A 19944-nucleotide genomic window follows, 5' to 3' on the forward strand; every position below is an offset into this window, starting at 1 on the left:
AAGGGGTCGTCGGCGCTCGAGCCGACATGTGGCGGCCGGTCATCCGGCGGCCTTCAGGCCCGCGCCGATCTCGCTGACCACGCGGTGGTCGCGATCGCGCGCCAGGACATGGCCCAGCCCGAGGAGGCCGGCGACCGGCCAGGGGATCACCGCGAAGGCGGCGAGGGCGCTGACCGTGATCAGGTAGCTGAGGCTGCCGGTGAGGGGCCAGCCCACCGGACCGATGTAGGGGATCTCGACGTGCCACTCCCAGTGGGCCGACTCCTCGGTGGTGCTGTCCATGAGCTCCTCCGTGCGTAGGTCCATCGTGGGGTTCGCGGATCCCCCTCGGGACACCGTGGACCGCCGAATCCGCGTCACCCTCGCCCGCTGTGGGCGACCCTCGCGCCGTACCGGATCGACGGTCCGGACAGCCACGTGCTGCCGGTCGGAGAGCTCACCCGCGCAGGGCGAGGAGGGGCCCCGCGGCAGGGAGCACCGTGCAGGCAGACCTCGTCCACCCAGCTCTGCCGCCCGTGCGGAGGCGATGATGACCGAACAACAGACGCCGAGACCCTCGCAGGACCGCGTGTCGATCCCTCGGCAGCGGCAGGCCGACCCGCCGGCGAGCGGCTCGCCCGGGTCCTGGTCCGGCTGGGTCCGCTTCGGCGGCATCGTGATGGCGGTGACCGGCACCTTCTCGGTCCTCGAGGGCATCCTCGCGCTGGCCGCCCCCACGACGTACGTGGCCGTCGACGGCGCTGTGCTCGCCATCGACCTCGTGGCCTGGGGCTGGCTCCACCTGGTCCTCGGCGTGCTCGTCCTGGCCACCGGAGTCGCCCTGCTCGGACGCGACGTCCCGGGCTGGGCCCGCGCGTTGGGCATCGGGCTCGTGACGGTCAACATGATCGTGCAACTGGCGTGGCTGCCGGCCTACCCGATCTGGTCGATCCTCGTGCTCGCGCTCGACGTGCTCGTCCTCTATGCCCTGATGGTGACCTGGGACGACACACGCGCATGAGCCCGAGCCGGCGGGCGGTGTCGGATCCCTCGTGGGGGGGTCTCACCCGACGTGTGTGAGGTGGCCGAGCGTCCGCGCGGCGAGCCTGGCTCGCGGCTCGACCCCTCCAGAAAGGCTCACCGACCATGGCGACGCTGACAGTGTGGAAGTTCCAGACGACCGATGGCGCGGACGGAGCCGTCGACCGGCTGAAGTCATTGGAGAAGCAGGAGCTGATCCATGTCCACGATGCCGCCACGATCTCGTGGGAGGAGGGCGCCAAGCGCCCGACCACCCGACAGCTCCACAACCTCGTGGGGGCAGGCGCGATGGGCGGCATGTTCTGGGGCATGCTCTTCGGCCTGATCTTCTTCGTTCCCCTGCTCGGGGCCGCTCTCGGGGCGGCCACCGGCGCAGCGAGCGGAGCTCTGGCCGACGTCGGGATCGACGACGACTTCATCAAGAAGGTGCGGGACCAGGTCACGCCGGGCACGTCCGCCTTGTTCGTCATGACCTCGGGAGCGGTCATGGACAAGGTCCACGATGCCTTCCGGGGCGATCGTGTGGAGCTGATCCACACGAACCTCTCCGAGGACCAGGAGAAGGCCCTCAAGGAGGTCTTCGCCTGACTCCCCGGAGCCGGGAACGTTCGAGATCGCTCGCGGCGGACCGCCGCCCTGAGGCGCCGGGCACATGACGGTTGCCGGCACCGTCCTCGTGGCATCCGCAGAGTTGGCCCTATCGTCGGCGAACGTCGGTAGCGCCCACGACGAGGAGGACTGGTCGACATCACGGCCGTGCGAACAGGGAGAACCGCTGCCGGCGGAGGCCCCGGCTGCGACTGCCGTCCCGAGTCGGAACAGGCGTCGCCCGAGGGACTCCGGCTCCGCGAGGCCGCGCTCCCGGGGGCCGTGCGGTCGCTGCGGCGGTCGTTCCGCCGGTGGGCCGCGGCGAGCGGAGCCGACGAGGACACCGTGGACGCGATGGTCCTGTTGACCGACGAGGCCGTCACCAACGTCGTCGAGCACGCCGCGCGCGAGCATCCGTGCACCGTCGAGCTCCTCGCCGGCGCGAGGGGCTGCAGCGGCGGCCTGGCCGTCACGGTGCAGGACGACGGACGGTGGCGCCCACCGCCCGAGGATCCCGGCTACCGCGGCCGCGGCACCACCCTGATCGCGCGCCTGGCCGACCGCTCCACCATCACGACCTCCCCGCACGGCACGACGGTCCGGATGTGCTGGAGCACCCGGCGGCCCGGAGCCGACGCAGCCTGAGCTGCCTGCCGAACTCCCCGTCGCCGTCCTCAGCTGTCGTCGCCGACCCACGCCCGGACGTAGCGGCGGACGCGGCGGAGCTCCAGGACGTTGTCCGCGTCGTCGAGGTGGACCCGATAGGTGGCCATGAGGTCGGTGGACTCCGGGACCCGCCGCAGGTCGACGACCTCGACGTCCAGCACCCACACCTCGCCGTCCCGGCGCAGGGCCACGACCTTCTCGACGTCCTTGCCGGTCAGCCCGGCGACCTCGGCCAGCGCGGCCCGTGACACGGCGTGCACACGCTCACGGGAGAGGGCCATCCCGCCATGCTCCTCGCTCGAGCGCTCGTCCGGATCGCACAGGTGACGGTCATCCCCACCGGGAACGGTCGGCGGCCTACGACCCGGTGCCCCCGCCGCCGGCCCGCTCGGCGCGCAGTCGGGCCTCCTCGCGCTGCACCTCGGCGCGGAGGCTGCGCTCGCGGCGCAGCCACTCCGGCTGCTCCTCCTTGAGCGCCGTGATCTGGGCGGTGGTCAGCGGCTCCGTGATCTCGGCCCGGGCCAGACCGGAGATCGACACCCCGAGCCGGTCCGCGACGACGGGGCGCGGGTGCGGGCCGTCGCGACGCAGCTCGCGCAGCCACGCGGGCGGGTCGGCCTGGAGGGCGTCGAGCTCGTCGCGTGAGACCACGCCGTCGCGGAACTCCGCGGGCGTCGCGTCGAGGTGCACGCCCAGCTTCTTCGCCGCCGTCGCGGGCTTCATCGTCTGCGTCGCCCTCTGCCGCGTCATCGGCCCAGATTATCGGGCCCCACCGGCCGCTAGCCTGAGCCCGTGACCGAGCCGGGCGGGACCGCGTCCTTCCGGCTCGGCTACGTCCCGGGTGTCACGCCCGGCAAGTGGGCGCGGATCTGGGCCGAGCGTCGTCCCGACGTCCCCCTCGAGCTCCTCGGCGCGACCACGGACGACGTCATCGACCGGATCCGGGACGGCGCGATGGACGCCGGCGTGGTCCGGCTGCCGATCGACCGGGCCGGGTTGCACGCGATCCCGCTCTACACCGAGACCACCGTGGCCGTCGTGCCGAAGGACCACGCGTTCACCGCGGTCGACGAGGCAGGGCTCGACGATCTTGCCGACGAGATCGTCCTCCGTCCCCGGGACGACACCCTCCCCTGGCCCGGCGACCCCCCGGGCCACGCCCCGGCCTTCGAGGCCACGACGACGGCCGAGGCGATCGAGCTCGTCGCCGCGGGTGTCGGCCTGCTGGTCCTCCCCCAGTCCCTGGCGCGCCTGCACCACCGCCGCGACCTCGCCCACCGGCCGGTGACCGACGCGCCGCAGTCCAGCGTCGTCCTCACCTGGCCGGATGCGGAGAACACCGAGCTGATGGAGGAGTTCATCGGCGTCGTCCGCGGACGCACCACCAACAGCTCCCGCACCCCCCGCCGTCGGGACGACCCGCCACCGGGCGCCCCCACCTCCGCGAAGAAGGGATCGGGACCTACCCGGCGCCGCGCAGCCCGTCGTCGGTGACCGCCGGCGACCCTGGTGACCGGTGCCGTCGGAGCACTACGGTCCGGCCATGTTCGACGGCGACGAGATCGTGCTGGGTCCCCTGCCCAAGGGCATCGTGCGTGCCGGGGAGGGTCAGCACCGACGGGTGTGGAACGTGCTCGGCCACACCTACTGGGCGCGGGCCGTCAGCGAGTCCAGCTTCGCCTTCGAGACCCTCGACCCGCCCGGCACCGGCGTGCCGCCGCACGTCCACCCCACCCAGGACGAGCACATCCACGTCCTCGACGGGGTCTTCACGCTCTACCTCGACGGGGAATGGGAGAAAGCGGGCCCCGGAGACACGGTGCTCATGCCGCGCGGCCTCCCGCACGCCTACTACAACCGCAGCGAGGCCGACTCCCGAGCCCTGTTCTGGGTGAGTCCGACCGGGAAGCTGGCCCACCTGTTCGACCAGCTGCACGACCTCACCGACCCCGCCGAGGTCGTGCGGCAGTCCGCGCTCCACGACGTCGAGTTCCTCCCGCCCGGCTCGGTGCCCGGCGCCTGACCGGCGCTCCTGCGGACCTCATCGGGATCACGGGCGCCGTGAAGTGTCCCAGCTCGCGACGTGCACCTCGGCGACCTCGTTCGGACCGACCTTCCAGCTCGGGTGCCGATCGAACACCAGCGTGTCGTGACCGGGGACGATCCGGTCGATCTCGCCGTCGAGGTACTCGTGGATCTGGCCGTAGGTCATCAGCATCGAGTAGGTGTTCCCGTTGGTGTAGCCGCTCGGCCACATCTCCTCGACGTTCGAGTACCACATGACCGCGTCGCCGGCGACGACGTAGCGACCGCCGGAGGTCTCCACCGAGATCCACTGGGTGCCGAAGGTGTGACCGTCCTTCGACAGGTGACCGCGGATGCCGGGGACGAGCTCGTGGTCGTCGCCGACGAACTTCAGGCGCTGATCCCGTGCGAGCTCGCCGAAGACACGGGCGTCGTCGCGGTCGAACGACGAGGTGATCCAGCTCTCCTCGCCCAGCGGGGTGTAGAGGTCCGGGAGGGCCAGCGCCTTCAGCCAGCCCTGGTACTCCTCCCACTGCACGTGGACGTCGGCGTTCACGAACGCTCCGACGTTGTTGGCGTGATCGAAGTGCATGTGGGTCAGGAAGACGTTCTCGATCTCTTCCGGGCGCACCCCGACCTTGTCCAGGACCGCCTCCGGGGACTCCCAGTCGTAGAACCCGAACCGATGGATCCACTTGTCGGCGTGGAAGCCCGCGTCGACGAGGTGGTGGTGCACCACGCCGACCGCGTCCTGACCGCTGAGCAGTACGTAGATCATCGGCGAGGAGGAGACGCCCTCCCCGCTGTGGATCGGCACCCCTCCGAAGAACTCTCGCGGGAGGTCGACGTGGGAGAAGCACAGAGGGCGGATCGAGTAGTCCATGGCGGCCTCCACCGGTGATCGGACGCCCCCCGGTCGACTCCCGGCATCCCACCGCGCGCGCCGACGCCCGGTCGAGCGTGGTGTCCGGCGGTGCGGGACACGCACTGCGGCGTCGAGCCGCAGGCCCGGGCTGTGCCTAGGGTGACCGGGTGGCACCGGGGCCTGCGGCGTTCTTCTCGTTCCGCGAGCACGACCTCGACGGCGCCAAGGCGGCCGTGGGGGAGGACTTCTTCACGACGTCCATGGACCTCGTGGACCGCGGAGCGAGCTACGACTTCCGCTTCGACGGGGTCGTCCTCGGTGCCCTGGCGGTCGGGGTGGCCCACGTCAGCTCCGGGCTCGAGATCGGTATGGCCGACCTGGAGGACTGCTACTACGTCAACTACGCCGCCTCCGGCGCGATGCACGCCCGCCACCGCCGGCGAGCGGTGGAGGTGACGCCGGGGTACGGGGCGGTGTACCACCCGGTCGGTCCCGTGGCGATGACGACGAGCGACGAGTACGGCTCGTACGCCGTGCGGATCGACCGGGGGGCCGTCAACGCGGTGCTGGAGGAGCAGCTCGGTCACCCGGTGCCGCCGGACCCCGTGCTGGACCCGCACATCGACCTGCGCAGCACACCGGGACGGCGGTGGGACCGGCTGGTCCGGCTCCTGTGCGACGAGGCCCGCGCGACGTCGAGCGTGCTGTCGCACCCGACGATCGCCGCGCCGTTGCACGACGCCGTGGTCACCGGTTTCGTCCACGCCACCGAGCACCGGTGGCGTGACGCGCTGGGGCGCCCGTCGCGGTGCTGGAGCCGGACGCCGGTGCGTCGCGCCGTCGAGGCGATCCGCAGCGATCCGGCGCAGCCGTTCACCCCGACCACCCTCGCCCACCTCGCCGGCGCCTCCACCCGCACCCTGCACGACGGCTTCCGACGCCATCTCGGCACGACACCGATGGCCTACCTGCGGCTCGTCCGGCTCGAGCGCGCCCACGCCGAGCTCCGCGCCGCGAACCCGCGCGGGACGACCGTGGCGGCGGTCGCGCACCGCTGGGGGTTCAGCCACGTCAGCCGGTTCTCCCAGGCCTACCGCCGGACCTACGGCCGTCCGCCGGGGGCGACGCTGCGCCGCGGTTGACCAGGCCTGCCGGTCGCCGAACGGTCGAGGATTGCCGTGGACGGATCGACCGCGGCACGTCGCTCTCGGTACATCTTCGGGCGTCCACCGAGCTCCCGGTCCGGACCCCGACCACGACGGCGTGAGAGCGAGCGATGATCACCGACCCCGGCGCGACCGCCCCCGACAGCGGGCCCTCGGTCTCGGTCGTCGACACGGCCTGGGGGACGGTGGTGCGCACGCGGGACGTGGTGGGCATCGCCGCCGCGGTGATGCTGCGTCGCGTCGTCCTCCGCCGCCCCGTCGCGGTCGTGGTCCTCGACATGAGGGCCACCCACACCGCAGCGCCGGTGGTGGTGGCGGCGGTCGCAGACCTCGCCGCGGGCCTGTGGGCGCAGGACGCGGCGCTGCGGATCGTGCGGTCGCCACGCACGCCGCAGGCCCTCGTCGCTGCTGTGGACGCTCCGGAGTGCGCCTCGCTGGCGGAAGCCTTCGGTTGTCGATCGTCCCCCTCCGAAGCAACGATCGATCCCCTGACCCGGCCGTCCGGTCGTCGCCCCCCGGCGACCGGCGGTCGTGGCGGGATGGGTCCGGGCAGGTCGCCCCTACCCCCGGGTGCTCCGGTCCGGACCCATCCCGCGCCCTTCCCGGTGCCCCTCCCCCGTCGTCCTCGGAGCGACTGGTGTCAGGACGACGAGGACACGGGACGCTCGTCGTCCTGACCGACCTGGAGAGCGTGCCCGCGGCGGGCTTCCGCGGCGAGCGCCCGAGCACGCTCGTCGTCGCGCTGCTCGTCCTGGAGCTTCACGTAGCCGTCGTCGTCCCCGCCGACGGGCTTCGCGGCTCCTTCGAGGGTCTCCCCGAGGAAGCGGACCGGCGCCGGGAGCGATCGATGGGTCAGCATCACGAGGAAGGGGGCCGCGGCGATGAACGTCGCGAGCGGCGGATCGACCAGCCCGAGGACCACCGCCGCGCCGACGCCACCGAAGTAGCCGATCGAGCGGGGGACGTCGACGAGCACCGGCCCCACCTGGATCTCGTAGGTCCCGGGATTCGACACTTCCGTCTCCCCGTGGCGTCGTGGACAGGGCGTACAGGGCCACGCCGTCACGGCGTGAGGACGACCTTCTCGCATCCGTCGGCCTTCTCCAGGAAGGTCTGGTAGCCCCTGGGGGCGTCGTCGAGCGCCATCCGGTGGGTGATGACGAAGGAGGGGTCGATGTCGCCGTTGCGGATGTGCTGGAGCAGCTTCGGCATGTAGCGGTGGACGTGGCACTGACCGGCCCGCATCGTGAGGTACCGGTTCATGAACGACCCCATGGGGAACTTGTCGGTGAACCCGCCGTAGACGCCGATGACCGACACGATGCCGCCGTTGGCGCAGCTCATGACGGCCTCGCGCAGCACGTGCGGCCGTTCGGTCTCGAGACCCACGGCCTGCTTGGTGCGGTCGTACGCGTGGAGCGCCCCGTTGGCGTGGTGGGCCTCCATCCCCACCGCGTCGATGCACTTGTCCGGCCCCCTCCCCCCGGTCATCTCCGTGAGCGCCTCGGGTACCGACACCTGCTCGTAGTCCAGCGTCTCGGCGCCGGCCTCCTGCGCCATCCGCAGGCGGTGCTCGACGCGGTCGATCGCGAAGACCCGCTCGGCACCGCGCAGGAAGCAGCTCGCGATCGCGAACTGGCCCACGGGGCCGGCGCCCCAGACCGCGACGACGTCGCCGGGACCGACCTCGGCCATGTCGGCACCCATGTAACCCGTGGGGAAGATGTCGGAGAGGAAGAGGACCTTCTCGTCGGAGAGGTCGGACTCCACCTTGAGGGCCCCGAAGTCGGCGAACGGCACCCGGGCGTACTCGGCCTGGCCACCGGGGTAGCCACCGAGCATGTGGGAGTAGCCGAACAGCGCGGCCGGCGAGTGGCCCATGAGCTTCTCGGCGACGCCGGCGTTGGGGTTGGAGTTCTCGCACAGCGCCGTCATCCCGCGCTCGCAGGCTCCGCACACGCCGCAGGCGATGGGGAACGGGACCACGACGCGGTCCCCGACCGCCAGGTCGTCCACCCCCGGACCGACCTCGACCACCTCCCCCATGAACTCGTGGCCGAGGACGTCACCGTCACGCATCGTGGGGATCAGCCCGTTGTACAGGTGCAGGTCGGAGCCGCAGATGGCCGTCGAGGTGATCTTCACGATGGCGTCGCGCCGGTTGAGGATCGCCGGGTCGGGAACGTCCCGGACCTCCACCGATCGCTTGCCCGTCCAACAGTTGGCCCGCATGGGTCTCTCCCTCCTCGTCCTCAGGCGACCGGCTCGGCCGGACGCTGGGCGAGCTGCTGACCGGTGGACTGCCCGGACGGGCTGCCCTCGGAGCGGACCACCTCGCCGACCTCCACGACCTGCTTGAAGCGCCGCAGGTCGTCGCGTAGCTGCTGGTTCGGCTCCTCGCCGAGCAGCTTCGCGACGACGGCGCCCGCACGCCCGCCCGGCGGGCGGTAGCGCAGGTCGACCACGACCTCCGTGCCCCGTCCGCCCGCGGCGTCGCTGAAGCGCACCGAGCCGGTGTTCTCGACGTCGGCGCCCTCGAGGGACCTCCAGGAGATCTCCTCGCCCTCGCGGTCCTCCACGATCTCGGCGTCCCAGCGGACGGTGGATCCGGCCGGACCGGTGGCCTCCCAGTGCGAGCGTCCCGACTCCTCGGTGGTCACCGAGCGGAGGTGCGCCATGAACTCCGGGAGGCGCTCGAGGTCGCGCCACTGTCGGTACGTCTCCGACCGGGACCGGTTGACGGTGACGGCCGCGGAGGCCCGGCACTCGCCGGCGCCGTCGTCGCTCCGGCGGGAGAGCGCGCGGGCGATCGCGACGTCCGCGACGGTCACCCCCGCGAGCGCTGCGAGGGCCGACCCGAGCCGTGCCGGCGCGGCTCCCATCCGCCGCGCACCGGCCATCACCGTGGCGATGTCGAGCACGTCGCCGGCGACCCGGCTCCAGACCCATCCGGCCGTGCTGTGCCCGCTGAGGATGCCCGTGCCGTGCGCCAGCTCCCGGGCCCCGTACAGACACGTGACCGTCCGGACGGCCGGGCTGTCCTCCCGGAGACCCACCAGCCGTACGACCTCGCCCGGCGCGGCGAGCTCCGCCGCCCCCAGCGCCAGACTCAGCACCCCCAGGCCCCTCGCGAGACCCGCCGACACGTCCCGTCCCGATCCACCGTCGCCCGACAGCCGCGCCCTCATCGAACGTCTCCCTTCGTGCTCCCGTCGGGCGAGGGTGCAACCGGCTCGGCGACGCCGGGACCGGGGACGGACGAATCTCGTGCTCCCAGGTGGACGTCGCGCCGACGAGCCCGGTCCGCCGGGCCGAGGTGGCGGCCGGAGCGTTCCTGTCGAAGCTCGTCCCCGCAGGCGAGCCCCGGCCCTCAGGTTGTGACCGGCGGGGCCGGTGCCCCGACCGTCGCCCGGAGCGCATGGTCGGACGGACTGTGACGACGGGCGTGACGACGGGCGTGACGACGGGCGTGACGACGGGCGTGACGACGGGCGTGACGACGGGCGTGACGACGGGCGTGACGACGGGAGTGACGACGGGCGTGACGACGGGCGGAGGTGGCACGTGACGAGGCACGCGGAGAACCCGGTGGTGACGGTGTGGTCCTCCGACGTCGAGGACGAGGACGAGGACGAGGACGACGGGGACGAGCTCCTGACAGCGCTGCTGACGTCGGCTCGCGACATCGCCGCGGCCGAGAGGGTCGCGGACGCACTCCCGCGGATCGCGTACGGCGCCGTGGCGATCGTGCCGGACGTCCGCGACGCCGGTGTCGCCGTGCGGGCCCGCCGCGGGGTACTGGCCTGTGGCGGCCACACCACGGAGACGGCGGCACGGGTCGATCAGGCCCAGATCGGGATGGGCGAGGGCCCGTGCATCGACGCGGTCGCCGGTGCCGACACCGTGACCCTCTCCAACGCCGCCACCGAGACGCGGTGGCCCCGGTTCGTCCCGGAGGCGGTCCGTCACGGCGTGCGGGCCAGCCTGTCGGTGCGTCTCACGAGCAGAGCTCCGGTGGGGGCGCTGAACCTGCACGTGACGCGACACGCCCTCGACGACCGCTCGGCGCGGGTGCGGACCCAACGGTGCGCCCGGATGTTCGTCGCCCACGCCTCGCTCGCCCTCGCCGGCACCGACCGGGTGGAGAACCTGGAGAAGGCGGTCGTCCGCCGCGACGTCATCGGACAGGCCAAGGGCATCCTCATGAACCAGTACGACGTGGACGCCGACGAGGCCTTCGCACGCCTGCGTCGCGCGTCCCAGACCACCAACACGAAGCTCTACGACGTCGCCGCCTGGGTCGTCGCCTGCCGGACCCTCTGACAGCCCCTCATCCGTATTCGGAACACGTGAGCCACGATCCGCATTGCGAAGTACGGTGACTATTCACCCGTGCTTGACCAGCCAAGATCGTTGCGGTCACGTGTGTAGATGACGGGTAGCGATCGCTCTGCGGACAGCTCCGGAGACACGGACGCCCGCCGCGACCGCGAGGCCCGCACCGAGGTCGAGGCCGCCCTGGCCCGGGAGTACCGCTTCCAGGAGCAGCTCAGCCAGGCCCTGCTCACCGACGTCCCGGAGCAGGGGATCGCCGACGTGCTCCACGACCACCTGGGGCTCGACGTGACCGTGGAGGACCCGTTCGGCCGCGTCCTCGCCCGGGCCGGAGCGGACGGCCGCGAGCCGTTCCCGCGATTGACGCGCGGGCAACGGGACCGCGTGATCGACGCGGCGCGGAGGATGTCGGGCCCCCAACGGGCCCGGGACCAGCTGGCGAGCGTGGCCGCGTCCCACGGCACCGTGCTCGGCCTGCTCGTCGTCCTCGACCTGGAGGCCTCGCTCGAACCCTCCGACGACAAGACACCGGAGTCCGACACGCGCCCCGGGAGCCCCCGGGCCGGGGCCCTGCACGCGATCGGTCTCGCCACGAGCGCGCTCACCCTGCACCTGCTGCACCGCCGCCACCTGGCGAGGACCGAACTACGGCTGCGCCACGATCTCGTGGAGATGGTGCTGCTCGAGCCCGCGGAGGCCGACCTCGTGGCCGAGATCGAGCGTCGGGTGGGGCGCGCGTCGGCGCTGAGCCACGACCTCACCGGTCCCCACCGCGTGATGGCGCTCCAGCCCCGCGACGGGCGCTGGCCCGACGGCGAAGCCGTGGGCGACCTGGTCGAACGGGCCGCACGCGACCTCGACATGCCCTACCTGGGCACCTTGCGGGGGAAGATCGCGATCCTCGTGTGCGGGACCCCCAGCGCGTGGCTCGACGGTGGCGGGAACGCGATGACCCCGTGGTCGGACCGTGCCCACTCCGGGGGTGGATGCGAGGACGAGCGGGCCGGCCGACGCGACGGGCGTCCTCGGGCGGCCTGGCGGGTCGTGCACGACGCCTTCACCCGGGTGCTGCGCAACGCCCCCGCCCTCGGGGTCGGCGGCTTCGTCGAACGGCCCGAGCACCTCCCCCGCTCGTACCGCGAAGCGATGCAGGCACTCACGGTCCGACTGCGGCAGGACGAGCCACGGGGGCTCGTCACGTTCGAGGACCTCGGGCTCTACCGACTGCTGGCCACCCCGCAGGGCCGCCGCGAGGCGCGCGCCTTCGTCGACGACTGGCTCGGCACCCTCCTCGCCTACGACGCGGAGCGACAGGCCGACCTCGTGCACACCCTGGAGACCTACCTCGACCACAGCGGCAACTACGACGACACCGCCGCGGCGCTGCACATCCACCGCTCCACGCTGCGGTACCGCCTCCAGCGCATCCGGGAGCTCTCGGGGCACGACCTCGCGCACGCCGACACCCGGCTGAACCTGCACGTTGCCGTTCGTGCCGCCGTGGTGGCCGACCCACCCGTCCTGCCCAGGTCGGAGCACCTGGCGCCCGGGTGAGCCGGCCGTCCCGGCACGTGGTCACCCGGGCTGGAAGACCGCGCGGACGCAGCCGTCCTGCTTGTTCTTGAACATGTCGTAGCCGTGCGGGCCCTCGTCCAACGACATGACGTGGGTGGCGAGGTGGCTGGTACTGATCTCGCCCCGGGCGATGCGGTCGAGCAGCTCGGGGACGTAACGCTGACCGTGCTGCTGGGCGCCGCGCAGGGTTAGGCCCTTGTTCATCAGCGCCCCGAGCGGGAACTTGTCGACCAGCCCGGCGAACACCCCGAGGGAGAACACCGACCCGCCCTTGCGGCAGGCCATGATCGCCTCGCGGATCGCGGGGGGCCGGTCGTTCTCCAGGCGCAGCTGCTGCTTGACCTTGTCGTAGAGGTACTCCGGGCCGTAGGTGTGCGCCTCCTGGCCGACGGCCTCGATGCACACGTCCGGCCCGCGTCCTCCGGTGCGCTCGCGCAGCTCCGCACCGACGTCGGTGCTGCTGTAGTCGAGGGTCTCGGCACCGATGTGGGTCGCGGTCATGGACAGGCGCTCGGGTATCCGGTCGATGACGACGACCTGCTCGGCGCCGAGCAGCATGGCCGCGCGTGCGGCCATCTGCCCGACCCCTCCGGCGCCCCACACCGCGACCGTGTCGCCCGGTCCGACCCCGCCGAGGTGCGCGCCCATCCAGCCGGTCGGGACGCCGTCGGAGGCGAACAGGGCCGAGAGGTCGTCGACCGCCTCGGGAACGGTGAAGGCGCCGTGGTCGGCGAACGGGACCCGGACGTACTCGGCGTGGCTGCCCATGAACCCGCCCATGGCGTGGGAGTAGCCGAAGATGCCTCCCGGATCGGAACCCCAGAGGGCCTGGGTGATGCCGGGGTTGGTGTTGGTGTTGTCGCACAGCGACCACAGGTCGTTGTCGCAGTACCAGCAGGTCCCGCAGCCGATGAACGACACCACGACCACCCGGTCCCCGACCTGGTGTTTCGTCACCTCGGGTCCGATCTCGACGATCTCGCCCATGAACTCGTGGCCGATCACGTCGCCGGACTCCATGGCCGGGATGTAGCCGCCGAGCAGGTGCAGGTCCGAGCCGCAGGTGACGGTGTAGCGGACCTTGACGATCACGTCGTGGGCGTTCTGGATCCGGGGGTCGGGAACCTGCTCGATCGCGAGCTTGTTGACGCCCTCCCAGCACAAGGCCTTCACAGTCGCCCCTCTCCCCACGCCCGGCGGGTGACCGCGCGCAGCACCTGTCCGGCCGGGCCGGGATGACTCGATCCCGGGCGCGACGGTTCGACGACCTCGCCGCACTCGAGGATCGACTTGGTCTCGCGCAACGCCGCACGCAGCCGGCGGCGCACGTCGACCGAGCCGCCGTCGGGTGCCGTCGGGCGCACCGCCAGCTCGGTGCCCTTGTCGCCCGGTGCCGGGCGGACGGTCAGCTCGATCTCGCCCCTCATCCGGCTCAGCGGACCGGAGGCGTCCACCTGGGTCTGGACGTCGTCGATCTGCCGGTAGATCGTGACCACCAGCCACCGCCCCGGACCATCGGCCCCGTCACGACCCTGGTCGGCGGACCCGACCAGCCCCCGCACGGCGCCGATCGCCCGCTCGGCCCAGTTCGTCGGATCGACCACGGTTCTGCTCGTCATGTTCTCCCCCTCCGGGTTCAGGCGCTCTGGCCGGGGTGGAGGACGACCTTGGTCCAGCCGTCCTCGCGGGCGTCGAAGTGCTTGTAGGCCTCCGGCGCCTGCTCCAGCGGCAGGTCGTGGGACACGATCCAGGAGGGCTTGACCTTGTCGGCGGCGATCAGGCTCCGCAGGTGGCGGTTGTAGCGCTTGACCGGGGCCTGCCCGCAGCCCATCTGCTGGCCCTTGAACCAGAAGTTGCCGAAGTCGAAGCGGGCCTTGCCCTGCTGGGCCAGCTCGTCCGGGGCGCCGGGGTCCTGCGGGACGAACACCCCGACGGTGCCGATGCCGCCGGTGAACCGCACCGAGGACACCAACTTGTTCAGGGTGTCGGCGTTGTCCTCGTTCCCCTGCGGGTCGTGCGCCTGGTAGCCCACGCACTCACATCCGCGATCCGCGCCCCGGCCCTTGGTGTGCTCCATCACCTGGTCGACCGGCGAGCCCTGGGAGTCGTCGATCGCGATGGCGCCGATCTGCTCTGCCAACCGCAGCCGGTCGGGGTGGCGGTCGACGACCATCACCTGCGCGGCACCCCGGGTGACGGCCGAGAGCGCGGCCATCTGCCCGACGGGACCACCGCCGTAGATGACGATGCTCTCCCCGGGCTTCATGCCGGACATCTCCACCGCGTGCCAGCCGGTGGGGAAGATGTCGGAGAGCATGACGTAGTCGTCCTGCTTCTCACGGGCGTCCTCGGGCAGGCGCAGGCACTGGAAGTCGCCCCACGGGACGCGCAGGTACTCGGCCTGCCCGCCGGGCCACGGACCCATGTCGGCGAACCCGTAGGCGGCGCCGGCCATCCCCGGCTCGTTGGCGCGCAGGCAGTAGTTGGTCAGGCCGTGCTCGCAGTTCTCGCAGTGCCCGCAGCTGACGTTGAACGGCGCGGAGACCATGTCCCCGACCGCGACCTTGTCGACGGCGTCACCGACCTCCACGACCTCGCCGAGGTTCTCGTGGCCGAAGATCCGGCCCTCCTCGAAGTCGGTGCGCCCCTCGTACATGTGCAGGTCCGAGCCGCAGATGTTCGTGGACGTGATGCGGACCAGGACATCGGTGGGCTTCTCGATGCGCGCGTCGGGGACGTCGTCGACGCTCACCTGGCGCGGCCCGTGGTAGACGAGTGCTCTCATGATCGCTTCCTTCCGTGGCGCGTGCCCGGGACGGGGCCGTCAGCTCCGGCCGGCGGGGACGGCGGCGAACTGTTCGACGATCGCGGCGCAGAACGCGGCCATGTCCTGCGGGCTGCGGCTGGTCGTGAGCTGGCCGTCCACGCAGACCTCCTCGTCGACGACCTCGGCCCCGGCGTTGCGCAGGTCGGTGCGGATGCTCGGCCACGAGGTCAGCCGCTTCCCCCGGACGCAGTCGGCCTCGGCCAACGTCCACGGGCCGTGGCAGATCGACGCGACCGGCTTCCCGGTCTCCATGAACGAGCGCACGAAGGCGACCGCGTCGGGGTCGGTGCGCAGCTGGTCGGGGTTCATCGTGCCCCCGGGCAGGAGCAGCGCGTCGTAGTCGTCCACCGAGGCGTCGCCGACCTGACGGTCGACCGGGAACGTGCCGGCCGGGTCGAGGTCGAACTGCCGCGCGGCGATCTCGCCGTCGTGGATCGACAGCAGCTCGGTGCGGGCGCCCGCCCCGTAGAGCGCGCCGCGCGGTGCTTCGAGCTCCACACGCTCGACGCCGTCGGCGGCCAGGATCGCGACGCGGAGGCCGCGTAGCTCGTCTGCCATGGAGATCTCCTCCGGGAGTGACAGCAGGATGTCGTTCGGAGGCGAGGGTGGGTCACGTCGGCGGCACCGCAGACGGGGCGCGGGCGATCTCGTACGACCGGATGGACACCGCGGCGACGATTCCGTCCCGCCGGGTCGAGATGTGATCCGTTCCGTGTACGGCTCCCGACGATCGGGTGCCGAGCCTCGGCCCGGAGAGATCGGCGCCGTCTGACCCGGTGCCCGAGGGACGGCTCGACCCGACGGGCGGGGGGCCGCGTCGCTCGAATGCGGGCACGGCGGCACCCCGCTGCGCGTCGCCCGTGGCGTCGACGTCACCCTCCTGGCCCGGGACAGCACAGGACCACGGCGTGTTCCACCGGATCGGCCCGGTCGCCGACTCCCGTCTGGTGCGCCGGGCGCAGCCCGAGGTGGTCCAGGCGGCAGGGCTACCCGGACTGCTGGGCGCCGGCCCCCCTCACGTCCGAGCGCGCCGTCGCGTCACCAGGCGGTAGACACCGAGCACGATCAGCGCACCGACCAGGGCGAGCACCCACGTCCGGAGGTCGAAGAACTCGCCGAGACCGGCCCCGAACAGCGCACGGCCGACGAACCCGCCGAGGAGGGCGCCGACGACCCCCAGGAGGCCGGTCACGATGACGCCGCCGGGGTCGTCACCAGGCATGATCAGCTTGGCCAGCGCACCCACCACGAGCCCCAGCACGATCCAGCCGAGAATTCCCATGGTCCCGCTCCCCTCGCCCGCGATCCCGATCCGCCCGCCGGCGCCCGCGTGACCCGGCCGGGTGGGCCCGCGGAGCCGTTCCGCGAGGCGCACCCACGATGCGCCCGCCCACGGCCGGTCGTCCCGGTCACGTCGGGTCGAGGCCGAGGGGCGCTGCTCGACCTGACGTGCGAGGTCCCCGCTGCGCGAGGGGGTCGTGGCGAGGGATCCGCGATCTCCGGCGTGGCTCGGCACCACTCGGTCCGTTCGCGGGCTGCGGCAACGCGCATGCTCCATCTCGGACTCCGCGTCACCGATCTGGAACACTCGCCGACCTTCTCAGCGCCCTCGGCTACGCGGAGCTCGGCCGCGTCCCCGAGACCCGTTCGGCAGCCTCACCATGCTCCGGCTACCCGACGACCCGTTCGTCAGCCTCGAATTCGTCCACGTCCCCACCCGGCCCGTGACCAGTACCGAGGCCGTCAACCACCTCGTCGTCCATGCCGACGACCTCGACGCGACGATCACCGATCTCGCCGCGCGAGGCGTCCCGCCCGAACTGCCGGCCGAGCTCACACCGGGCTGCGGACGCCCTGGCTGACCGACCCGGACGGCTACCGGATCGAGCTCGTGCAGTGGCCGGCCGGACCCCCCGCCGGCATGACAGCAGCCGACATGGGGGCGCGTGAGGCGGGACCCGGAAACGCTCGTCAGCCATTCGCAGCGTCAGCCGTTCGCAGCATCGACGGCCTCGATCACGCTGAGGTCGTCGCGGACCGCCCAGTGCTCGGTGAGGTGCTCGCCGTCGGTGGCGAAGACGTGGAGCTGCTTCCAGGCGACCTGCGCGCCGCTCGGCGCCCGGTCCCCCAGCCAGGGCATCCCGCGGCCGACGTGCCGGCCGTGCAGCGTCACCCACACCGCGATCCGCCCGTCGTCGAGCCTGCCCCAGCCGTGCAGCTCCGCGCGGCGCTCCTCGAAGCCGGCTTCGATCCAGCCCCAGACCATGTCCCAGGTCTCCGGCCCGCGTCGTCCACTGACGTGGTCGTGCAGATCGCGCCGCATCATCGCCTGGAACTCGGGCTCGCGGTGCGCGATCCAACCGGCGTAGGCCTGCGCGACCTGCTCTGCTTCGAGCACGGACCCACTCTGGCACGGGGTCGCCGCCCTGGTCACGGTCGCGGCCGAGGCAGCGCGAGCTCACCGCTGATCGGAGTCTTGCCACGGGGATGGCCAGCGGATTTAATCGAGACCGCAATTAACAACATTGTTTGATACGTCTTGGGGTGACATGGCCACCGACCAGCTCAGCCTGACCTTCGCCGCGCTCGCCGACCCCACCCGACGCGCCATCCTGACCCTGCTCGCCGAGGACGAGGCGACGGTGAACGAGGTCGCCGCGCAGTTCCCCATCAGCGTCCCGGCGGTCTCACGACACCTCAAGGTGCTCGAACGCGCCGGACTGATCGTGCGCAGCCGAGAGGCCCAGTGGCGGCGCAGCCGCCTGCAGGCCGAGCCGTTCGACGACGCCGTGGCGTGGATGCAGTCCCGGACACGGACGTGGCAGGCCCGCATGGACCGACTCGAGGCGCACCTGCGCCGGCAAGGAGCCCACGATGAGCGAACAGACCCCGACAACATCTGACCAGCACATCCTGATCACCCGCGTGTTCGACGTGCCCCGCGAGCGGGTGTTCCGGGCCTGGACCGACCCCGACGCGCTCGCTGCGTGGTACGGCCCGGCGCACGTCGAGACGCCTCGCGAAAGCATCCGCGTCGACCTGCGTGTCGGCGGACGCTACGAGCTGACGATGCTGATGCCCGGCGGGGGCGAGTTCGCGATCGGCTACGAGGTCGTCGAACTCGTCGAGCCGGAACTCCTCGTGCTGCGCTCCGACCCGATGCCCGAGATGGGCATGCACGAACCCACCGTGCTGCGGTTGGAGTTCCACGACCACGGCCCCAAGACGCGGATGACCCTCAGCGACGGGCCCTACCCCGCCCACGGCCGCGGCGGCGCCGAGGCCGGCTGGACGGCCGCCTTCGAGAAGCTCGAGGCGCAGCTGGCCGAGTGAGCACGAGCAGCTTCCGCGGTACCCCTCGGCGGACGGACGACTCCGGTCTCGGCAACGCGTCCAGGACGCCGACCCCGGCGTCGCGCACGGAGGGTACGCAGGGCACCATGCCGGGCGGTTGACTCAAGCAGCCGCAGTACGGCGGCCCCGCCTCGGTAGGTGGCTCTTCCCGAGCGGGGCCGTCGTTGCAACGCCTGTCCTGTCGCGGGCCGCGGCAGCCCGGGCCGGGTCAGCGCACTCCGAGCAGGTGCTCGAGGGCGAGTCGCTGCACGTGGGCGAAGCCGTAGCCCTGGGTGCGGGCGCGGTCGATGTCGAAGTCCTCGTACGCGCTGCGGTCCGCCAGCAGGTCGGCGTAGCCCTCCTGCTCGCCGAGGGTGGGCCGCGCGAGCTCGGGGACCCCAGCGGCCGCGAGCGCCTCCTGCACCTCGGGGTCCGCGCGGAACGCCCGCGCCTTCACCCGCAGGGCGAGGTAGGTCTCCATGTTCGCCAGCGCCGACTCCCAGACGCCCTCCATGCTCTCGGTGCGCAGCGGCTTGTAGTCGAAGTGGCGGGGGCCGTCGTAGCCCGGCCCGCCGCCCGGGGAGCCGTTGTCGAGCAGGTCGACGGTGGAGAACGCCTGCAGCAGGTCGCCGTAGCCGAAGACGAGGTCCTGGTCGTAGCGCGGGCCCTTCTGCCCGTTGAGGTCGATGTGGAACAGCTTCCCGGCCCACAGCGCCTGCGCGATGCCGTGCGTGTAGTTGAGGGTCGCCATCTGCTCGTGCCCGGTCTCGGGATTGATCCCGACCATGTCGGCGTGCTCGAGCTCGTGGATGAACGCCAGCGCGTGGCCGATCGTGGGGAGCAGGATGTCGCCGCGGGGCTCGTTGGGTTTGGGCTCGAGCGCGAACCGCATCCCGTAGTCGTTGTCGATCACGTACTGCGCGAGGGTGTCGATCGCCTCGCGGTAGCGGTCCAGAGCGGCGCGTGCGTCCTTGCCGAAGTCGACCTCCGAGCCCTCCCGTCCACCCCAGAACACGTACGTGTGGGCGCCGAACTCGGCGGCCAGGTCGAGGTTGCGCATGACCTTGCGGATCGCGTACCGGCGCACGCTGCGGTCGTTGCTGGTGAACCCGCCGTCCTTGAACACCGGGTCGCCGAACAGGTTCGTCGTGGCCATCGGCACCACGAGCCCGGTCTCGTCGAGCGCGCCCCGGAACTCCCGGACGACCTTCGACCGCTCGTCGGGGCTGCTGCCCGGCGGGATCAGGTCGTCGTCGTGGAAGGTGATGCCGTAGGCGCCGAGATCGCTGAGGCGGTGCACCGCCTCCACGGCGGCGAGCACGGGGCGGGTGGCCTCACCGAACAGGTCGCGAGCCTGCCAGCCCACGGTCCACAGGCCGAAGCTGAACTTGTCCTCGCGGGTCGGCGTGGCCATGGGCCATCCCCTCTCTGGGCGTCGAGGGCAGGATCTCGTCGCGGCGCCGACCCGGCAACCAGCAGACCTCGTCGAGATGTGGTGGAAGCATCCGGCACGACGTCCCGCGCACCACCGAGGAGCCGCCCTG

25 protein-coding genes are annotated in these 19944 nt (G+C 72.0%); 11 read left to right on the forward strand and 14 right to left on the reverse strand.

The annotated features are described in order from the left end of the window. Positions 1 to 39: 39 nt before the first annotated feature. Positions 40 to 282, reverse strand: coding sequence for a hypothetical protein (locus tag PH191_RS21330; protein WP_274196638.1), 243 nt, complete (start codon positions 280 to 282; stop codon positions 40 to 42). A 286-nt stretch (positions 283 to 568) separates the two neighbouring features. On the opposite strand from PH191_RS21330, the gene PH191_RS21335 reads away from it, so the two are divergent. From PH191_RS21335 to PH191_RS21345, 3 genes are all read left to right on the forward strand, one after another. Further along, positions 569 to 1000, forward strand: a complete 432-nt coding sequence (locus PH191_RS21335; protein ID WP_274196639.1) for a DUF7144 family membrane protein — start codon at positions 569 to 571, stop codon at positions 998 to 1000. 125 nt (positions 1001 to 1125) lie between these two features. Next, positions 1126 to 1608 (forward strand): DUF1269 domain-containing protein, encoded by a 483-nt coding sequence (locus tag PH191_RS21340; RefSeq protein WP_274196640.1) that lies wholly within the window; start codon positions 1126 to 1128, stop codon positions 1606 to 1608. 168 nt (positions 1609 to 1776) lie between these two features. Continuing rightward, entirely contained in the window at positions 1777 to 2253 is a 477-nt protein-coding gene (locus tag PH191_RS21345; RefSeq protein ID WP_274196641.1) for an ATP-binding protein, read from the forward strand. Between the two features lie 29 nt (positions 2254 to 2282). Here the strand turns inward: PH191_RS21345 and gvpO are convergent, their stop codons facing one another. After that, entirely contained in the window at positions 2283 to 2555 is a 273-nt protein-coding gene (gene gvpO / locus PH191_RS21350; RefSeq protein WP_274196642.1) for a gas vesicle protein GvpO, read from the reverse strand. Between the two features lie 76 nt (positions 2556 to 2631). Further along, positions 2632 to 3024 carry a DUF5997 family protein gene (locus PH191_RS21355; protein WP_274196643.1) on the reverse strand — a complete coding sequence of 131 codons (393 nt, stop codon included), beginning with the start codon at positions 3022 to 3024 and terminating at the stop codon, positions 2632 to 2634. A 42-nt stretch (positions 3025 to 3066) separates the two neighbouring features. On the opposite strand from PH191_RS21355, the gene PH191_RS21360 reads away from it, so the two are divergent. Both PH191_RS21360 and PH191_RS21365 read left to right on the forward strand, forming a co-directional pair. Further along, positions 3067 to 3768 carry a LysR family substrate-binding domain-containing protein gene (locus PH191_RS21360; RefSeq protein WP_274196644.1) on the forward strand — a complete coding sequence of 234 codons (702 nt, stop codon included), beginning with the start codon at positions 3067 to 3069 and terminating at the stop codon, positions 3766 to 3768. Positions 3769 to 3817: 49 nt separating this feature from the next. Further along, complete coding sequence (locus PH191_RS21365; protein ID WP_274196645.1) at positions 3818 to 4297, forward strand: cupin domain-containing protein; 480 nt, start codon at positions 3818 to 3820, stop codon at positions 4295 to 4297. 27 nt (positions 4298 to 4324) lie between these two features. On the opposite strand, the gene PH191_RS21370 is transcribed toward PH191_RS21365, so the two are convergent. Beyond that, positions 4325 to 5182 (reverse strand): MBL fold metallo-hydrolase, encoded by an 858-nt coding sequence (locus tag PH191_RS21370; RefSeq protein ID WP_274196646.1) that lies wholly within the window; start codon positions 5180 to 5182, stop codon positions 4325 to 4327. A 149-nt stretch (positions 5183 to 5331) separates the two neighbouring features. On the opposite strand from PH191_RS21370, the gene PH191_RS21375 reads away from it, so the two are divergent. Beyond that, a complete protein-coding gene (locus PH191_RS21375) occupies positions 5332 to 6306 on the forward strand; it encodes an AraC family transcriptional regulator (RefSeq protein WP_274196647.1) in 975 nt (324 codons plus the stop codon). A 664-nt stretch (positions 6307 to 6970) separates the two neighbouring features. Here PH191_RS21375 and PH191_RS21380 read toward each other — a convergent pair. The 3 genes from PH191_RS21380 to PH191_RS21390 are packed head-to-tail and all read right to left on the reverse strand — an operon-like array spanning position 6971 to position 9446. Then, a complete protein-coding gene (locus tag PH191_RS21380) occupies positions 6971 to 7345 on the reverse strand; it encodes a hypothetical protein (protein WP_274196648.1) in 375 nt (124 codons plus the stop codon). 47 nt (positions 7346 to 7392) lie between these two features. Beyond that, a complete protein-coding gene (locus tag PH191_RS21385; protein WP_274196649.1) occupies positions 7393 to 8562 on the reverse strand; it encodes a zinc-dependent alcohol dehydrogenase in 1170 nt (389 codons plus the stop codon). Between the two features lie 20 nt (positions 8563 to 8582). Continuing rightward, the gene (locus tag PH191_RS21390) at positions 8583 to 9446 is read right to left on the reverse strand and encodes an SRPBCC family protein (protein ID WP_274196650.1); all 864 of its coding nucleotides are present in this window, start codon (positions 9444 to 9446) and stop codon (positions 8583 to 8585) included. A 448-nt stretch (positions 9447 to 9894) separates the two neighbouring features. Between PH191_RS21390 and PH191_RS21395 the strand changes: the two genes are divergently transcribed. Together PH191_RS21395 and PH191_RS21400 are read left to right on the forward strand one after the other, a co-directional pair. Beyond that, positions 9895 to 10653 (forward strand): ANTAR domain-containing protein, encoded by a 759-nt coding sequence (locus tag PH191_RS21395; protein WP_274196651.1) that lies wholly within the window; start codon positions 9895 to 9897, stop codon positions 10651 to 10653. Positions 10654 to 10761: 108 nt separating this feature from the next. Further along, a complete protein-coding gene (locus tag PH191_RS21400; RefSeq protein ID WP_274196652.1) occupies positions 10762 to 12219 on the forward strand; it encodes a PucR family transcriptional regulator in 1458 nt (485 codons plus the stop codon). 21 nt (positions 12220 to 12240) lie between these two features. Here the strand turns inward: PH191_RS21400 and PH191_RS21405 are convergent, their stop codons facing one another. From PH191_RS21405 to PH191_RS21425, 5 genes are all read right to left on the reverse strand, one after another. After that, positions 12241 to 13413: a zinc-dependent alcohol dehydrogenase gene (locus PH191_RS21405; protein ID WP_274196653.1), complete on the reverse strand. Its 1173-nt coding sequence runs from the start codon at positions 13411 to 13413 to the stop codon at positions 12241 to 12243. After that, the gene (locus PH191_RS21410) at positions 13410 to 13859 is read right to left on the reverse strand and encodes a hypothetical protein (protein ID WP_274196654.1); all 450 of its coding nucleotides are present in this window, start codon (positions 13857 to 13859) and stop codon (positions 13410 to 13412) included. Before PH191_RS21410 ends, PH191_RS21405 begins: the two co-directional genes overlap by 4 nt. Before the next feature lie 17 nt (positions 13860 to 13876). Further along, positions 13877 to 15025, reverse strand: coding sequence for a glutathione-independent formaldehyde dehydrogenase (locus tag PH191_RS21415; protein WP_274196655.1), 1149 nt, complete (start codon positions 15023 to 15025; stop codon positions 13877 to 13879). Between the two features lie 39 nt (positions 15026 to 15064). Beyond that, positions 15065 to 15625: a type 1 glutamine amidotransferase domain-containing protein gene (locus tag PH191_RS21420; protein ID WP_274196656.1), complete on the reverse strand. Its 561-nt coding sequence runs from the start codon at positions 15623 to 15625 to the stop codon at positions 15065 to 15067. 457 nt (positions 15626 to 16082) lie between these two features. Continuing rightward, a complete protein-coding gene (locus tag PH191_RS21425; RefSeq protein WP_274196657.1) occupies positions 16083 to 16349 on the reverse strand; it encodes a GlsB/YeaQ/YmgE family stress response membrane protein in 267 nt (88 codons plus the stop codon). 442 nt (positions 16350 to 16791) lie between these two features. Between PH191_RS21425 and PH191_RS21430 the strand changes: the two genes are divergently transcribed. Continuing rightward, complete coding sequence (locus PH191_RS21430) at positions 16792 to 16929, forward strand: hypothetical protein (protein WP_274196658.1); 138 nt, start codon at positions 16792 to 16794, stop codon at positions 16927 to 16929. A 125-nt stretch (positions 16930 to 17054) separates the two neighbouring features. On the opposite strand, the gene PH191_RS21435 is transcribed toward PH191_RS21430, so the two are convergent. Beyond that, positions 17055 to 17465: an ester cyclase gene (locus PH191_RS21435; RefSeq protein ID WP_274196659.1), complete on the reverse strand. Its 411-nt coding sequence runs from the start codon at positions 17463 to 17465 to the stop codon at positions 17055 to 17057. Between the two features lie 151 nt (positions 17466 to 17616). Between PH191_RS21435 and PH191_RS21440 the strand changes: the two genes are divergently transcribed. Together PH191_RS21440 and PH191_RS21445 are read left to right on the forward strand one after the other, a co-directional pair. Continuing rightward, entirely contained in the window at positions 17617 to 17970 is a 354-nt protein-coding gene (locus PH191_RS21440; protein ID WP_274196660.1) for an ArsR/SmtB family transcription factor, read from the forward strand. Next, entirely contained in the window at positions 17942 to 18400 is a 459-nt protein-coding gene (locus PH191_RS21445) for an SRPBCC family protein (RefSeq protein ID WP_274196661.1), read from the forward strand. Before PH191_RS21440 ends, PH191_RS21445 begins: the two co-directional genes overlap by 29 nt. A 229-nt stretch (positions 18401 to 18629) precedes the next feature. Here PH191_RS21445 and xylA read toward each other — a convergent pair whose 3' ends face one another. Further along, a complete protein-coding gene (gene xylA, locus PH191_RS21450; protein ID WP_274196662.1) occupies positions 18630 to 19814 on the reverse strand; it encodes a xylose isomerase in 1185 nt (394 codons plus the stop codon). Positions 19815 to 19944: the final 130 nt, after the last annotated feature.

Origin of the sequence: Actinomycetospora callitridis (assembly GCF_028737265.1) — a bacterium.
In the GTDB taxonomy this organism is placed as follows: Bacteria; Actinomycetota; Actinomycetes; order Mycobacteriales; family Pseudonocardiaceae; genus Actinomycetospora; species Actinomycetospora callitridis.

Coding starts and splice junctions, on each gene's coding strand:
- PH191_RS21330 (WP_274196638.1), bottom strand. CDS start 282: ATGGACAGCACCACCGAGGAGTCGGCCCACTGGGAGTGGCACGTCGAG.
- PH191_RS21340 (WP_274196640.1), top strand. CDS start 1,126: ATGGCGACGCTGACAGTGTGGAAGTTCCAGACGACCGATGGCGCGGAC.
- gvpO (WP_274196642.1), bottom strand. CDS start 2,555: ATGGCCCTCTCCCGTGAGCGTGTGCACGCCGTGTCACGGGCCGCGCTG.
- PH191_RS21355 (WP_274196643.1), bottom strand. CDS start 3,024: ATGACGCGGCAGAGGGCGACGCAGACGATGAAGCCCGCGACGGCGGCG.
- PH191_RS21365 (WP_274196645.1), top strand. CDS start 3,818: ATGTTCGACGGCGACGAGATCGTGCTGGGTCCCCTGCCCAAGGGCATC.
- PH191_RS21370 (WP_274196646.1), bottom strand. CDS start 5,182: ATGGACTACTCGATCCGCCCTCTGTGCTTCTCCCACGTCGACCTCCCG.
- PH191_RS21385 (WP_274196649.1), bottom strand. CDS start 8,562: ATGCGGGCCAACTGTTGGACGGGCAAGCGATCGGTGGAGGTCCGGGAC.
- PH191_RS21400 (WP_274196652.1), top strand. CDS start 10,762: ATGACGGGTAGCGATCGCTCTGCGGACAGCTCCGGAGACACGGACGCC.
- PH191_RS21410 (WP_274196654.1), bottom strand. CDS start 13,859: ATGACGAGCAGAACCGTGGTCGATCCGACGAACTGGGCCGAGCGGGCG.
- PH191_RS21415 (WP_274196655.1), bottom strand. CDS start 15,025: ATGAGAGCACTCGTCTACCACGGGCCGCGCCAGGTGAGCGTCGACGAC.
- PH191_RS21420 (WP_274196656.1), bottom strand. CDS start 15,625: ATGGCAGACGAGCTACGCGGCCTCCGCGTCGCGATCCTGGCCGCCGAC.
- PH191_RS21425 (WP_274196657.1), bottom strand. CDS start 16,349: ATGGGAATTCTCGGCTGGATCGTGCTGGGGCTCGTGGTGGGTGCGCTG.
- PH191_RS21440 (WP_274196660.1), top strand. CDS start 17,617: ATGGCCACCGACCAGCTCAGCCTGACCTTCGCCGCGCTCGCCGACCCC.
- PH191_RS21445 (WP_274196661.1), top strand. CDS start 17,942: ATGAGCGAACAGACCCCGACAACATCTGACCAGCACATCCTGATCACC.
- xylA (WP_274196662.1), bottom strand. CDS start 19,814: ATGGCCACGCCGACCCGCGAGGACAAGTTCAGCTTCGGCCTGTGGACC.